The sequence below is a fragment of the Cellulomonas denverensis genome (genome assembly GCF_012396125.1).
Classification (GTDB): Bacteria; Actinomycetota; Actinomycetes; order Actinomycetales; family Cellulomonadaceae; genus Cellulomonas; species Cellulomonas denverensis.
The window spans coordinates 352155-366412 of record NZ_JAAXOX010000001.1; the positions used below are offsets into that span (position 1 = coordinate 352155).

Sequence of the window (14258 nt, forward strand, 5' to 3'; positions counted from 1 at the left end):
CCCGCGAGCCGGACGCCCGGGTCCACTCTGCGGTCATCGTGGCCCGTGATCCCGGGACGCCCGGATCGCGAACCCGGCCGCGGAGGCCCCGCCCGGGCGTCTAGGCTCGGTCCCAGTGCCCGAGGTCGGTCGCCACCGGCCCGAGCCCGCAACGAGCCCGGGAACCACCCGGGCAGAAATGAGGTGTGGTGAACGCGAAGGCTCCCCTGGCTCAGCAGGTCGGATGGACCGAGCTCGACCGCAAGGCAGTGGACACCGTGCGTGTCCTGGCCGCCGATGCGGTGGAGAAGGTCGGCAACGGACACCCCGGTACCGCCATCAGCCTGGCTCCCGCCGCCTACCTGCTCTACCAGAACGTGATGCGGCACAACCCGGCGGACGCGCACTGGCTCGGCCGTGACCGCTTCATCCTGTCCGCGGGGCACTCCTCGCTGACCCAGTACATCCAGCTCTACCTGTCCGGCTACGGCCTGGAGCTGTCCGACCTCGAGGCGCTGCGCACCTGGGGCTCGAAGACCCCGGGCCACCCCGAGTACAAGCACACCACCGGGGTGGAGATCACCACCGGTCCGCTCGGCCAGGGCCTGTCCTCCGCGGTCGGCTTCGCGATGGCCGCCCGCCGTGAGCGTGGCCTGCTCGACCCCGAGGCCGCCCCGGGCACCAGCCCGTTCGACCACTTCGTCTACGTGATCGCCTCCGACGGCGACCTGCAGGAGGGCGTCACCTCCGAGGCGTCGTCGATCGCGGGCACCCAGAAGCTGGGCAACCTGATCACGATCTGGGACAACAACCACATCTCGATCGAGGGCGACACCGAGATCGCCTTCACCGAGGACGTGCTCAAGCGCTACGAGGCCTACGGCTGGCATGTGCAGTTCGTGGACTGGACCGAGGGTGGCGAGTACACCGAGAACGTCGATGCGCTGTACGCGGCGATCGAGGAGGCCAAGAAGGTCACCGACCGGCCGTCCTTCATCGGGCTGCGCACCATCATCGCCTGGCCGTCGCCGACCAAGCAGAACACCCACGGCTCGCACGGCTCCAAGCTGGGCACCGAGGAGATCCGCGGCCTGAAGGAGGTCCTGGGCTTCGACCCGGACAAGAGCTTCGACGTCGCCCCCGAGGTGATCGAGCACACCCGCAAGGCGGTCGAGCGCGGCACCGCGGCGCAGGCCGAGTGGGACAAGGGCTACCAGGCCTGGCGCCAGGCCCACCCGGACCGCGCCGCCCTGCTGGACCGGCTGGTCGCCCACGAGCTGCCCGAGGGCTGGGCCGACCAGCTGCCGGTGTTCGAGGCCGGTAAGTCGGTCGCCACCCGGTCCGCCTCCGGTGAGGTGCTGTCCTCGCTGGCCTCCGTGCTGCCCGAGCTGTGGGGCGGTTCGGCGGACCTGGCCGGGTCGAACAACACCACCATGAAGGGCGAGCCTTCCTTCATCCCGGCCGACCGCTCCACCCACGAGTTCGCGGGCAACGAGTACGGCCGCACGCTGCACTTCGGCATCCGCGAGCACGCGATGGGCGCCATCCTGTCCGGCATCACCCTGCACGGGCTGACCCGGCCGTACGGCGGCACCTTCTTCACCTTCTCCGACTACATGCGCGGCGCCGTCCGCCTGGCGTCGCTGATGGGCGTGCCGGCGATCTACGTCTGGACCCACGACTCGATCGGCCTGGGCGAAGACGGCCCGACCCACCAGCCGGTGGAGCACCTGACCGCGCTGCGGGCGATCCCGGGCCTGGCCATCGTGCGCCCGGCCGACGCGAACGAGACCGCCCAGGCGTGGAAGGCCACCCTGGAGCGGCACGACGGCCCGGTCGGCCTGGTGCTGACCCGGCAGAACGTGCCGACCTTCCCGCGCGGCGAGCAAGGCTTCGCCTCCGCGGAGGGGGTGGCCAAGGGCGCCTACGTGCTGCTGGAGGCCTCTTCCGGCACCCCGGACGTGATCCTGATCGGCACCGGCTCCGAGGTGCAGCTCGCCGTCGAGGCCCGTGAGCAGCTGGAGGCCGCGGGCATCGCCACCCGGGTGGTGTCGGCGCCGAGCCTGGAGTGGTTCGCCGAGCAGGACGACGCCTACCGGGAGTCCGTGCTGCCGGCGGCGGTGCGGGCCCGGGTGTCGGTCGAGGCCGGCATCGCGCTGTCCTGGCACAAGATCCTGGGCGAGGCCGGTCGCGCGGTCTCCCTGGAGCACTACGGCGCGTCCGCCGACTACGAGACGCTGTACCGCGAGTTCGGCATCACCGCCGACGCCGTGGTCGCGGCGGCCAAGGAGTCGCTGGCCGCGGCCGGTGGCGCCACCCCGGCGAACGAGAGCGCGGCGCCGACCGCCTCGGGCACCGGCGACCAGCAGTGAGCTGAGCCGCACCGAGTCCGAGGGCCGGATCCCGCGCACGGGGTCCGGCCCTCGGGCTGTCCGGGACCATCGTCCCCGGCGGGCGACGGCGATCCGGGGTTCCCTGAACCGGTGCGCCAGACCCCCGTGTACTACTACTCCAGCGCCAGCGGACTGGTCCGGTCCTTCGCCGAGCGCCTGGACCGGCCGGTGTTCAACCTGGCCGAGCGCGCGCACCGGCAGAGCGAGGCCGACGGCCCCTGGGTGCTGCTGACCCCGTCCTACAAGACCGGCAACGAGAACAACGACACCATCCCGGAGGCGGTGCGCCGGTTCCTGCGCAATCCGGTCAACCGCCGCCGGTTGGTCGGGGTGATGGGCTCGGGCAACCGCAACTTCGGCCGGCACTACCAGATGGCCTGCCGGCAGATCGCGGCGATGTCCGGGCGGCCGGTGCTGTTCGAGTTCGAGATCGCCGGCACCCCCTGGGACGTGGCGGAGTGCCGCCGGATCCTGGCGGACCTGGACGCCGCACTCGATGCCGAGCACGGCGCCCAGGCCGGCTGAGTCAGCGCTGGATGTTCACGTCGATCGCGTTGTAGAAGGCGTTCGCCGTGTTGTCCACCACCCAGACCGCGTAGATCACGTGGTACCCGCTCCGGTCGGCCGGGATGTCGATGGTGTGGGTCTGGCCCTGCACCGGCAGCGTCCCGTTGTAGGGCACGGTCTCGATCAGCTCCAGCGAGGACCGGCTGAGCGGGGCGTTCTGGTTCCAGCCCTGCTTGGTGATGTAGTACTCCCACTTGGTCGTGGCGTGCAGCGCGCTGTACTTCCACGCCACCGTGACCGAGTCGGTGGTGACCTGGTTCTTCACCCACCGGGTGGAGCTCTGCTGGTCCAGCTCGGAGAACCGGGTGTTGCCGCCGGAGGCCAGCATCCCGTCGGCCGGCCCGGCAGCCGGGAAGCCCTTCGGCCCCTCGATGCTCTGCGGCTCGTACTGCACCGCCCCGAGCCCGGTGTTGCCCGGCATCGCCGCCCGGGCGGTCAGCTGGGAGCCGCTGCCGCCGATGTAGGCGTGCGACACCGCCGCCGGGGCGGAGGCCAGGCCGAGTCCGGCCGCGACCGCGAGCGCCGCGACGGCGCCGGAGATCCTGTGACGTCGATTCATGTGTTCCCCCTGGTCTGGGCGGACCGGTCGGCCCGCCGTCTGGGCAGGGGGCAGCACGTGGCGAGTCCCCCTGCGTGGCGTCGTCCGCGCCATTGCCGGACGACCGGTGTGACCCTAGACACAGTCGATGGCGCGGCGGCCATACCCGCACCGCGGTCGTCGCGCCCCGCACACACCGGGCGGTGGCGGGCCGCTCGCCCTACCGTGGGGCGATGACGCCCAGCGCCTCCCCCGCGGAGGAGATCGAGGTCCGCGGCCGCACCGTGCGGGTGAGCAACCCGCAGAAGGTCTACTTCGCCGAGCGCGGCTTCACCAAGCTGGACGTGGTGCAGTACCTGCTGGCGGTCGGCGACGGCATCCTCGGTGCCCTGGAACACCGGCCGACCACCCTGGAGCGCTGGCCGAAGGGCGTGTTCCCCGGCGCCACCCTGTCCACCCGGGCCGACAACCGCGGCGACGCGTTCTTCCAGAAGCGGGTGCCACAGGGGGCGCCCGACTACGTGCAGACCGCCCGGATCGCGTTCCCCTCCGGCCGGACCGCGGACGAGGTCAGCCCCACCGAGCTGGCCGTGGTGATCTGGGCGGCCAACCTCGGCACCCTCACCTTCCACCCCTGGCCGGTCACCGACGCCGACGTCGAGGCCCCCGACCAGCTCCGGATCGACCTGGACCCGCAGCCCGGCACCGGCTTTGCGGATGCCGCCCGGGTCGCCCCGCACGTCCGGGAGATCCTGGCCGACCACGGCCTGACCGGCTACCCCAAGACCTCCGGCGGGCGCGGGATCCACATCTTCGCCCCGATCGAACCGCGCTGGACCTTCACCCAGTGCCGCCGTGCCGCCATCGCCGTCGGCCGCGAGCTCGAACGCCGCCTGCCCGGACAGGTCACCACCAAATGGTGGAAGGAGGAGCGCGGCGAGGCGATCTTCGTCGACTACAACCAGATGGCCCGCGACCGCACCATCGCCTCCGCCTACTCGATCCGGCCCAACCCCCGCGCCACGGTGTCCACCCCGCTGCGCTGGGACGAGGTCGCCGACGTGCACCCCGACGACTTCGACCTGACCACGGTGCCGGCCCGGTTCGCCGCGGTCGGTGACCTGTTCGCCCCGCTGGCCGCCGGAGCGCCCGGCCGCGGTTCGCTGGACGGCCTGCTCGACCTGGCCGACCGCGACGAGCGCGACCACGGGCTGGGCGACCTGCCCTATCCGCCGGAGTACCCCAAGATGCCGGGCGAGCCCAAGCGGGTGCAGCCCAGCAAGGACCGCGACCGCCCCGCCGACTGAGCCCGCTGCCCTTCGCCCCGCCCGCTGGCCCCGCGCGAGTTCGTCACTCCCGCACCCATCGACCCCGCCGCCTTGCGCGAGTTCGTCACTCCCGCACCCACCGACCCCGCTGCCCTGGCCGAGTTCGTGACTCCCGCGCCGACTGCGGTGGCGGGGCTGCCGACGTCGCGGCAGATGCCACGAACTCGCCGGGCGAGCCGCACGGGGAACCGCCCGGGCCGGCCGGGCGTTGGACCTCTTCCCCCACATCCGGAGGTCTTCCCATGGGCATGTCCGCCGTCCAGCACGATCCCCGCTGGCCCACCACCGCTGCCGGCACCACCCCCGCCGAGCCCTACGACCCGACCGCGAGCGCCACCGACGAGCTGGCCCGGCAGGTGCGCGCCCATCTGAGGCTGGGCACCGCCGCCGCGCTGGGCTGGACCGAGGACGCCCTGACCGCCGCGGTGGCCCGGCTGACCCCGCCGCCGAACGCCCCGGCGCACGACGACCACATCCCGTTCGTGCTGGTGCTGGACCCGGCGCCGTCCAACGCCCTGGTGCCGGCGATGCGCCGTGGCTCCCGGCCCGGGGTCAGCGTGATCGACGACGAGGAACTCGCCACCTACCGCACCCTGGACACCGAGCGGGTGCCCACCGGGCCGTACCTGCTGGTGGACGTGGACACCGGTGCGGAGTTCTGCAACCAGACCCCGGAGCACGCGCTGACCGTGCTGCGCGAGCGTGGCCGGGCGGCGCTGACCATCGCCGAGGGGCTGGCCCTGGTCACGGTCCGGCCGGACATGCTGCGGCCGAACAAGTGCTTCTCCCTGATGGCCTCGCGCACCACGAACCAGCGGGTGCCGGCGATCTGGATCAGTGAGCGGCGGCCGAAGCTCGGCTGGTGCTGGGACCGCAACCCGCACACCTGGCTGGGTGCGGCCTCCGCGGCGGACCGGGTGGGCTGATCAGCCCGGCTCGCCGTGCCGGGACCGGGTGTATGCCAGGTGACCGGCGAACAGCCCGCGTTCCCGGCTGACCACCTGGACCCGGCCAGGCGGTGCCGCCACCGGCTTCACCCGGCCGATCAGCTGACCCTCCTCCGGGTTGCCGGACAGCAGGATCCCGGTGGCGCCGAGGTCCGACATCCGCTGCAGGATCGGGTCGTACAGCGCGCGGCCGGCACCGCCGGAGTGCCTGACCACCGCCAGATGCAGTCCGAGGTCACCGGCCTGGGCGAGCAGGGGCACCAATGGTGTCAGCGGGTTGCCCTGGGAGGTGGCGACCAGGTCGTAGTCGTCGACCAGGATGAACCCCTCCGCACCCTGCCACCAGGACCGGTTCCGCAGCTGGTCGGCGGTCAGGTCCGGGCCGGGCAGCCGGGAGGTGAAGAACGCGGCCAACTCCGCGATCCCACCCGCGGCCAGCTCGTGCGAGGTGAGGTACGCCCCCAGGTACTCCGGCGGGATCTCGTCCAGCAACGCGCGCCGGTAGTCGACCACGAAGATCTTGGCCTGCTCCGGGGTGTACAGGCGTTGCACCTCGGCGGCCAGACCGCGCAACAGGGTCGACTTGCCGGAGTCCGACTCGCCGAAGGCGTACAGATGCGGCTCGGCCACCGGGTCCAGGCCGAAGGGTGCCAGCCCCGCCTCGTCGACCCCCAGCAACAGCCGCCGGTCCTGCGACCCCGCCTGCGCGCGCACCTGCTCCAGATCGATCCGCTCCGGCAGCAGGCGCAACCGGGGTCCAGCAGGCCCGGTCCAGGCCGCACGCAGCTGGTGCACCAGGTGCTGCACACCCTCGGCCAGGGTGCTCGGGTCGCCGGAACCGTCGATCCGGGGCAGCGCGGTCAGCAGGTGCAGCCCACCGGGGGTCAGACCGCGACCGGGCATCCCGGCCGGGACATTCGCCGCACTCTTGCGGTCGATCTCGGAGTCCGACGGGTCCCCCAACCGCAGCTCCACCCTGGTGCTGATCAGGTCGCGGACCTGGGGCCGGACCTCCATCCACCGGCTGGCGGCCAGCATCAGGTGTACCCCGTAGCTCAGTCCCCGGGCTGCGATGGCCTGGACCTGCTCCTCCACCGGCTCGAACTCGCCGCGCAGGGTGGACCAGCCGTCGACCACCAGGAAGACATCACCCCACCCGTCGTCGGCGGTGCCATGCTCCCGTCGGCTGCGGTAGGTGTCCATCGAGTCGATGCCCTGCTCGCGGAAGTACCGCTCCCGGGCGTCGATGATCGAGGACACCTCGGCCACCATCCGGCGCACCACATCGGTCTCGGACCGAGTGGCCAGCCCGGACAGGTGCGGCAGACCCTGCAATCCGGTGAAGGACCCTCCGCCGAAGTCGAGGACGTAGAACTGCACCTCCTGCGGGGTCGCGGTCAGCGCCAGCGCGCACACCAGCGACCGCAGCACCGTGCTCTTGCCGGACAGCGGACCACCGACGGTCGCGACGTGCCCGGCCGCCCCGCTCAGGTCGACGACCATCGGCTCCCGGCGCTGTTCCAGCGGCACATCGACCAGCCCGATCGGCACCCGCAACCGGCCCGCCGACCGCCACCCCGGGCTGACCAGCCCACGCTGCGGGTCGGCCACCAGATCGCCAAACATCCGGTCCAGCGGTTCGGGCACCTCCAGCGGCGGCAGCCACACCCGGTGCGCCTGCGGCCCCCGCCCGGCCATCTGCCGGACCGCGACCTCGAACATCGAGCCCTCCGGTGCCGCCTCCAGCACGCCGGGATCGGCCTCCTCCACCGGGTCCGGGGTACGGCTGTGCACCGGCGCCACGGTGAACGGTTCCACCCGCGCCATCGCCGACCGCCCGGACCTGGTCGAGGCCCCGACCAGCCGGGGAGCCAGGGAGCCGGAGACGTAGGCCGCCCGGAACTGGGCCAGGTCATCGGTGCCGACCTTCAGGTAGCCGACACCCGGTTGCCGTGGCAGGTCCACCGCATCCGGCACCCCGAGCACCGCACGGGACTCCGCACCCGAGAAGGTCCGCAGGCCCACGCGGTAGGACAGGTAGGTGTCCAGCCCGCGCAGCTTGCCCTCCTCCAACCGCTGCGAGGCGATCAACAGGTGCACGTACAGCGACCGGCCCACCCGGCCGATGTTGACGAACGAGTCCACGAACTCCGGCTTGGCCGACAGCAGCTCGGAGAACTCGTCCACCACCACCAGCAACGCCGGCAAGGGCTCCAGATCCGTGCGTCCGCCGAGCCGGGCTTCCTCGTAGTCGCCGACGTTGGCGAAGTTGCCGGCTGCACGCAGCAGCTCCTGGCGCCGGGTGATCTCTCCCTGGAGCGCGTCCTGGAACCGGTCGACCAGCGACAGCTCCTGCCCCAGGTTGGTGATGATCGCCGACACGTGCGGCATCTCGGCCATCCCGGCGAAGGTCGCGCCACCCTTGAAGTCCACCAACACGAAGTTCAGCTGCTCCGGCGAGTGGGTCAGGGCCAGGGCCAGCACCAGCGTGCGCAACACCTCGGACTTGCCGGAGCCGGTGGCCCCGATCATCACCCCGTGCGGGCCCATCCCCTGCTGCGCCGACTCCTTGAGGTCCAGCACCAACGGCGCACCGGTGGTGTCCTGCCCGATCGGCACCCGCAACCGGTCCCGGTTGTGCCGCGGCCGCCAGGCCACCTCCATCGAGACGTCCCGCACATCCGGCAGACCGAGCAGCTCGGTCAACCCGAGCTGGACCGCACCCCGGCCCTCCACCGCAGCCGGACCGGAGTACAGCGGCATCAGGCGACGGGCCACCGCCTCCGCCTCCTCGATGCTCAGGGCGTCGGGGTCCAGTGGCCGCGCACCCTCGGCCACGTCGATCAGCTCCGAGACACCGCCATCCGCCACCGCGACCCGAGCGGTGTCTGCCGACTCCAGCGGCGCCCACTGCTCCGGCAGGTCCAGCACCGTCACCCCGGCCACGCCATCGCCCCGGAACACCGGGTCCTGTGCCGGGCGCGGCACCCCGTCGGTCACCACCAGGATGTGCGGCGCCGGGCCACCGCCCTCGACGAATCGCGGCCGGTTCACCAGGTCGGCCGGCAACAGCTCCACCAACTCGTCGAAGGACCCGACCACCATCCGCGCCGGCCCCGCCGCGTCACCTTGCCGCCGCGAGTGCGCGTGCGGCAACCACTTGATCCACTCCCACTGATCGGCGGCCCGCGGCGAGGCGACCACCGCGACCACCAGCGCCTCCGGGTGGTGCAGCACCGCCGCCTGGGTGACCAGCGCCCGCGCCAACGACCGCACCCGCGCCTCGTCCCCGGTCAACTCCACCCGGGCGTAGTCGCTCAACACGATCGACGTCGGCAACCCGGGCTGATGTTGGTGGGTGAGCAGGAACCGGTGCGCCGCCGACGCACACACCGGATCGAGCTGGGTCATCGGCGGCAACTCCGGCACCGCCAACGTCACACACAAGGGCTGATCACAGGTCCCCACCCGGACCTGGAGGAAGTCCGGGTCGCCCGGATCGCGCTCCCACACCCGGGTCCGCTCCTCCGCCAGGAAGACCAGCGTGCCCGGTGCCGGACTGCGCCAGTTCCCCGCCTGCCGCTGCTGACGTGCCGCGGTCCGCACGGTCGCCCGCAGCTCCGCCAGGTAGGTCAGGTACTCCCGTCGTGCGCCGACCACCTCGGCCGCCCGCTGCGACCGCTGCCGCCAGCCGTTCACCGCCACGAAGCCCAACGAGGACACCAGGAACATCCCGCCGGTGAGCAGCCCGGTCATCCCCGAGTTGGTCATCGTCACCATGACGATCGACCCGATCGACCCGAGCATCGGCAGCATCGACGTCAGCATCGAGTTGCTGCCGTCGCTGGTCGACAGCTCCGGCGGCGGTTCCAGGGTGATCACGCCGGACGGCACCCGGGGCGCGGCCGACCGCTGCGGTGTGCTCACTGCTGCGACCCCGCCGACTCGACGGTGAACTCCCGGTGCCCGATCCGCACCCGGGCTCCCACCCCCACGGGTACCTGCTCGCCCCACGGCACGGCATGCACCACGCCGTCCGGGTCGCGCACCTCGGTGCCGTTGGTCGAACCCAGGTCGCTCACCCGGACCGTGTGCCGGTCATGGGTCAGTCGCAGGTGAGTCTTGGACACGGTTCCCTCATCGTCGTGGACGGTGATCGACAGGTCGGTGGCGGTGGTGGGGCTGGGTGCGCGGCCGAGCACGGCGGTCGAGCCCGGTGGGAGGAACTCGCTCTGGCCGGTGTCGAACCGCAGCAGCAGGGCGGCGGGCTCGGCGGGTGGCGGTGGCGGGGTGGCGGGTGCCGCCGGCGCCGGTCCCCCGCCCGGTGCGCCCCAACCCACCTCGCCCCGGGAAGACAGGGCGTCGGGATGCAGTCCGGGCGGCAGCACCGGCACGTCGACCTGGGGCGCGGCCACCCGCCGGGGCACCGCCACCACCAGGGTTCCCGCCACCCGGTCCGCCCAGGTCCGGCGCCGACCGGTCGGATCCCAGGCCGCCGAGCAGGCCACCAGCACGGCACCCACCCCGGCCACCAGCACCCCCGCCCCGAGCACGGAAGCCCGGGCGAGCTGTCGGCCGATCCCCGGCGAATACGGCCGGTCGTCGCGGGCGGCGCGCAGCCGCAGCACGGCGTTCCCGGCGGTCAGTCCGCGGCGCGCCTCCCAGACGGCCAGCGCGATCACCCCCTCGGCGGCGAGCACCGCGGTCACGGTCGCCGATCCGGACCCGAACCACGCCGCCGCCGCGATCGTCACGACCACGAGTGCGTCGATGCCGAGCGCGGCCAGCCGTGCACCGACGCCGGCCGGCCGCCCTCGGAACCCCGCGAGCACACCGGTGTGCGCGGCGCCAGACGGCGAGCCCACCGGCCCGGGCTCGACAGCACCCGGCAGCGCCCCGCACTGTGCGCAGGGCATACCGGCGTGGACCGGCTGCCCACAGGTGGCACAGCGCACCTGCCCCTCGGTCATCCGATCAGCCCTCGCATCAGCTCCACGGTGCCGGCCGCGACCAGACCGGCCGGCAGCACCAGGGCAGCGGTCAACGCCTGCACCAGGTCGGCGAGCCGGGACACCACCAGCGAGGACGCACCTCGGCCGATCGGCACGGTCATCCCGGCCAGGACCAGTCCGGCCGCCACCAGTCCGGCGGCGGTCGGGAGCAGCGGCCCGCCGGTGAGAGTGGTCGATGCCAGCACCAGGACGCCGACCAGCGCGGAACCTCGGGGTAGCCAGACCAGCGCGGGCGACCCCCCGGATCGTGCCAGCAGCGCCATCGCCACCGGGTAGCAGACCGCCAGCGCGATCTGCCCGATCCGCTGGATCGGCTCCGTCGCGGGGACCATCGCGAACGGCAGCGCCACCGCACCGATCACGCAGACCAGCACCGTGCCGCTCACCCTCGCCGCCCAGGCGGCACGCACCCGCTCGGTCACCTGCCCGGCGTTCGCCGTCCCGATCAGCCGCGGAACCGCACCCCGCACGGTCCACCGGGTGTCCATCAGGTGCTCGAAGTCGAGGAAGTGCCCGTCCGGCACGGTCAACACCATGCTGGGCAGCGCCCGCAGGACCAGGGGCATCGCACCCGCGGTCACCCCGGCGGCGAACAGCGGCCCCTGCCCGACCACCAACGCCACCACCCAGGGCACCGCCAGCACCAGCACCAGCACCGCCCCGGTGCCGGTCGCCGCCCGGGTCGTCGCCGCGGGCTCGACCACGGTGACCGCGATCAGGATCACCGCCACCGCCACCAGACCCGCGAACATCGTGAGCTGGACGACCCCGAACCCGGTGCGCTGGGTCAGCAGCGCCACCGCCGCCAGGGCCAGCACCCCAGGGCCGACCACCCGCGCCGCACGTGCCGGATCCGCCACCGGCCGGCTCCCGGCGGCCACCAGCCCGGCGACCAGCGCACACAGCAGCAGGGCGACCCCGGCCCACACCGGAGCGTGCGGGTGCAGCGCGGCCAGCACGACCACGGCAACCCCCAGCGCGGCCAACGACCACCACGGTGCCGACCCCTGGCTGTCAGGATCGACCACCGGACCGGCAGCCGGGTCGGTGACCGGCGGCTCATGCACGTCCGCGACGGTCAGCATCACACCGTCGTCGAGTTCCCCCACCCGACGCTCGGGATCCGTCGGTGCCCCCGCACAGTGCAGCGCCAACCCGGCGCCCGGCGCCACCCCCACGCAGTCGAGCACACCCGCGACCGTCGCCTCGGCGGGCACCGTGAGGTCGAAGCGCCGTGCACCGTCCAGCACCACCAGCCGACGGGTCTCGCTCACCTCAGAACTGCTCCCCCGCGTGACGGGCCTCGTCGAGCGCGCGCATCATCGCCGCCTGCGCCTGCTGCGTGACCGCGATCTGTTCCTGGAGCTCCTCGTCGTCGACCAGGGTGGACCGGTCGACCCGACCGAGTTCCTGCGACAAGGTCGCGCGCACCTGCCTGGCCTCCGGCGACTGGTCGATGCCGCCCATCACGTCCTCCAGGGTGGTCTGACGCAGGTCGATCCGTTGCTGGATCCGTTGCCACGCGGGCCCGGACTCCCCTCGCCGTCGCGCCTCGGCTGCCTGCTCGTCCGCCGTCCGGTCACGCCGGTCGAAGGCCTCGCGATCCCGCTGGTTCTGCGCCTGCAGCTCAGCGGTGAACTCCCGCATCTGCGCGAGTGCCTCGTTGATGTCTTCGTCGATGCCCATCCTCAGCTCGCACCGCCACTGAACACCGGGGTGGTGACCTTCTGGTATGCGTCGGCGTACGTGACCGCCGCCTTGGCGCCAGCCCCCACGACCGGGATGAGGCTGGCCGCGTCTTTCAGGAGCTTCAGCTTGTGCAGCACGTTGCGGACCTTCACGATGATGGGCACGATCTTCCTGACCAGCTCGAAGAACCGGGTGATCATCTGGCCGAGCCGAGCACTGAACCGGGTGATCCGTGCCACCAGATCCGCCACGACCAGCGGGATCGCCGCCTGGCCGACCACCGGGACCGCCGTCGCGGGAAGTCTGGACAGCGCGAAGGTGACGAGCTCGTTGATCCCCACGGCGATCAGGTCGGCGATGGCCTTCGCCGCGTCCGAGATCGCCGCCACCATCTCGGACATCTGGGCACAGGCGCTCGGCAGCTCGTTCAGCTCCCGGTCGATCTTCTTCATCGACTGCTTGAAGGCCTGCGCCGGTTCCCCGCACCAACCGTCACCGATCTGCGCCGGCAACTCCCGCAGGTTCTCCGTGATCGCACTGGCCGCCTTGCCGGCATTCGCCCAGGCGGAGGACCCCTTGTCCAGTCCCACCCAGTCGCCGGCCAGCGGCTTGAACACCCACTCGTTGAGCGGGCTGAACCCGGTCAACCAGGCGATCACACCGTCGATCCCGCCGGCGACCACCCCACACTTGGCCCGGACCAGCCAGATGTAGTTCTCCGAGTCGGACGTCGGCGTGCTGAGTGCGGCCAGCGGATCGGACACGGCGCTGATGCTCATCGGGCTGCTCCCGTTCGGTCGGAGGAACGCGTGCCCCGCAGCGCGTTGTGGAGCGACAGTCCCGCCAGCGGCGGGGCGACCGGGCCGTCGGTGGCCGTGCCGGGGTTCAGCCCGGGTGCCTCCTCGATCGTGATCTGGTCCCGGTTCTCCCAGGCGAGACGCAGTTCCTCCGGCGAGCGGCCCAGCGGATCCCGGGCTGCCATCTCGGTCCAGATCTCCCGGTAGGCGACCGCGTCAGCGGTCAGATCAGCCAGGTCGTCCGCCGGATCGCCCGCCGGGTCCAAGAAGTCGAGCAGTTCGTCGTCACCGACCGACGGCTCCGGATCCGGGGCTGCCCCCGATCCGATCGACTGCGCGTTCCCGGAGCCGATCGAGATGTTCATTTGCCCGCTGTTGCCCTCACCGATGATCACCTGGACACCGTCGCCGGCGTTGATGATCTGGTCGCCGCCGACCGCGCCCGACCCTGCGCCGGGCACACCGCCGCCCTCGCCCGTCGGCGCCGCGTCGCGCTGCACCTGCTCCCGCGCTGCGCGCACCTGCTCGGCCAACGCCTCACTCTCGCCGGACGCGCTCTCCCAGGCCGACTGCGGAATGCCCCCACCGCCGCCACCGCCGGAGAACCCACCCGCGGAACCACCGCCGCCGAACGCACCGCCCGTTCCCGCACCGCCGGGCCCGGACCCCGAGGACGCGGCGTCAAGCTCCGCTGTCACCCGTTCGAGCGTCTCGCAGACGTCCTGCTCGGTCGCCGCCATGTCCTCGGCGTACTCGTGCAACCGGCCACCCAGCCCGGCCAGCACCATCTCGATGTTGACGAAGGCATCGATGCACTGGTCGCGCGCCGTCTCATAGTTGCCCTTCAGCCCGGAGATCAGCAGACCGAACTCGCCGCCGAGAGTGCAGTGCGTCTCCACGTAGTCGCGCACACTGTTCGCGCTCAGCGACTGCTGCGTCACCACGTCGGTGACCTGCGACATGACCTCCGGGTCGACGACGATCTCACATGCCATGACTGTGTCCTCT

The 14258-nt window shown here is 72.4% G+C and carries 11 protein-coding genes; 4 read left to right on the forward strand and 7 right to left on the reverse strand.

What is annotated here, in order from left to right; translation table 11 throughout:
• Positions 1 to 188 precede the first annotated feature (188 nt).
• Both tkt and nrdI read left to right on the forward strand, forming a co-directional pair.
• A complete protein-coding gene (gene tkt / locus HGA03_RS01620) occupies positions 189 to 2351 on the forward strand; it encodes a transketolase (RefSeq protein WP_168628461.1) in 2163 nt (720 codons plus the stop codon).
• Positions 2352 to 2462: 111 nt separating this feature from the next.
• Positions 2463 to 2897: a class Ib ribonucleoside-diphosphate reductase assembly flavoprotein NrdI gene (gene nrdI / locus HGA03_RS01625; RefSeq protein ID WP_168628462.1), complete on the forward strand. Its 435-nt coding sequence runs from the start codon at positions 2463 to 2465 to the stop codon at positions 2895 to 2897.
• Position 2898: 1 nt separating this feature from the next.
• Here nrdI and HGA03_RS01630 read toward each other — a convergent pair whose 3' ends face one another.
• The gene (locus tag HGA03_RS01630; RefSeq protein WP_168628463.1) at positions 2899 to 3498 is read right to left on the reverse strand and encodes a lytic polysaccharide monooxygenase; all 600 of its coding nucleotides are present in this window, start codon (positions 3496 to 3498) and stop codon (positions 2899 to 2901) included.
• A 212-nt stretch (positions 3499 to 3710) separates the two neighbouring features.
• Between HGA03_RS01630 and HGA03_RS01635 the strand changes: the two genes are divergently transcribed.
• Positions 3711 to 4784, forward strand: a complete 1074-nt coding sequence (locus tag HGA03_RS01635; protein ID WP_168628464.1) for a DNA polymerase domain-containing protein — start codon at positions 3711 to 3713, stop codon at positions 4782 to 4784.
• Between the two features lie 263 nt (positions 4785 to 5047).
• Positions 5048 to 5731 (forward strand): DUF5701 family protein, encoded by a 684-nt coding sequence (locus tag HGA03_RS01640; protein ID WP_239073790.1) that lies wholly within the window; start codon positions 5048 to 5050, stop codon positions 5729 to 5731.
• Here the strand turns inward: HGA03_RS01640 and eccCa are convergent, their stop codons facing one another.
• From eccCa to HGA03_RS01670, 6 genes are all read right to left on the reverse strand, one after another.
• Positions 5732 to 9679: a type VII secretion protein EccCa gene (gene eccCa, locus HGA03_RS01645; protein WP_239073789.1), complete on the reverse strand. Its 3948-nt coding sequence runs from the start codon at positions 9677 to 9679 to the stop codon at positions 5732 to 5734.
• A complete protein-coding gene (locus HGA03_RS01650) occupies positions 9676 to 10617 on the reverse strand; it encodes an RDD family protein (protein WP_168628466.1) in 942 nt (313 codons plus the stop codon). The genes eccCa and HGA03_RS01650 overlap by 4 nt, the downstream gene beginning before the upstream one ends.
• Positions 10618 to 10718: 101 nt before the next feature.
• Positions 10719 to 12038, reverse strand: a complete 1320-nt coding sequence (locus tag HGA03_RS01655; RefSeq protein ID WP_168628467.1) for a hypothetical protein — start codon at positions 12036 to 12038, stop codon at positions 10719 to 10721.
• A 1-nt stretch (position 12039) separates the two neighbouring features.
• Positions 12040 to 12450 carry a hypothetical protein gene (locus HGA03_RS01660; protein WP_168628468.1) on the reverse strand — a complete coding sequence of 137 codons (411 nt, stop codon included), beginning with the start codon at positions 12448 to 12450 and terminating at the stop codon, positions 12040 to 12042.
• A 2-nt stretch (positions 12451 to 12452) separates the two neighbouring features.
• A complete protein-coding gene (locus HGA03_RS01665; RefSeq protein WP_168628469.1) occupies positions 12453 to 13232 on the reverse strand; it encodes a hypothetical protein in 780 nt (259 codons plus the stop codon).
• Positions 13229 to 14245 (reverse strand): hypothetical protein, encoded by a 1017-nt coding sequence (locus HGA03_RS01670; RefSeq protein ID WP_168628181.1) that lies wholly within the window; start codon positions 14243 to 14245, stop codon positions 13229 to 13231. Before HGA03_RS01670 ends, HGA03_RS01665 begins: the two co-directional genes overlap by 4 nt.
• Positions 14246 to 14258: the final 13 nt, after the last annotated feature.

What these genes read in the sequence shown, in the direction of transcription:
- HGA03_RS01670 (WP_168628181.1), bottom strand. Translation starts at nt 14,245, where the DNA reads ATGGCATGTGAGATCGTCGTCGACCCGGAGGTCATGTCGCAGGTCACC.
- HGA03_RS01630 (WP_168628463.1), bottom strand. Translation starts at nt 3,498, where the DNA reads ATGAATCGACGTCACAGGATCTCCGGCGCCGTCGCGGCGCTCGCGGTC.
- HGA03_RS01660 (WP_168628468.1), bottom strand. Translation starts at nt 12,450, where the DNA reads ATGGGCATCGACGAAGACATCAACGAGGCACTCGCGCAGATGCGGGAG.
- HGA03_RS01635 (WP_168628464.1), top strand. Translation starts at nt 3,711, where the DNA reads ATGACGCCCAGCGCCTCCCCCGCGGAGGAGATCGAGGTCCGCGGCCGC.
- HGA03_RS01665 (WP_168628469.1), bottom strand. Translation starts at nt 13,232, where the DNA reads ATGAGCATCAGCGCCGTGTCCGATCCGCTGGCCGCACTCAGCACGCCG.
- HGA03_RS01640 (WP_239073790.1), top strand. Translation starts at nt 5,048, where the DNA reads ATGGGCATGTCCGCCGTCCAGCACGATCCCCGCTGGCCCACCACCGCT.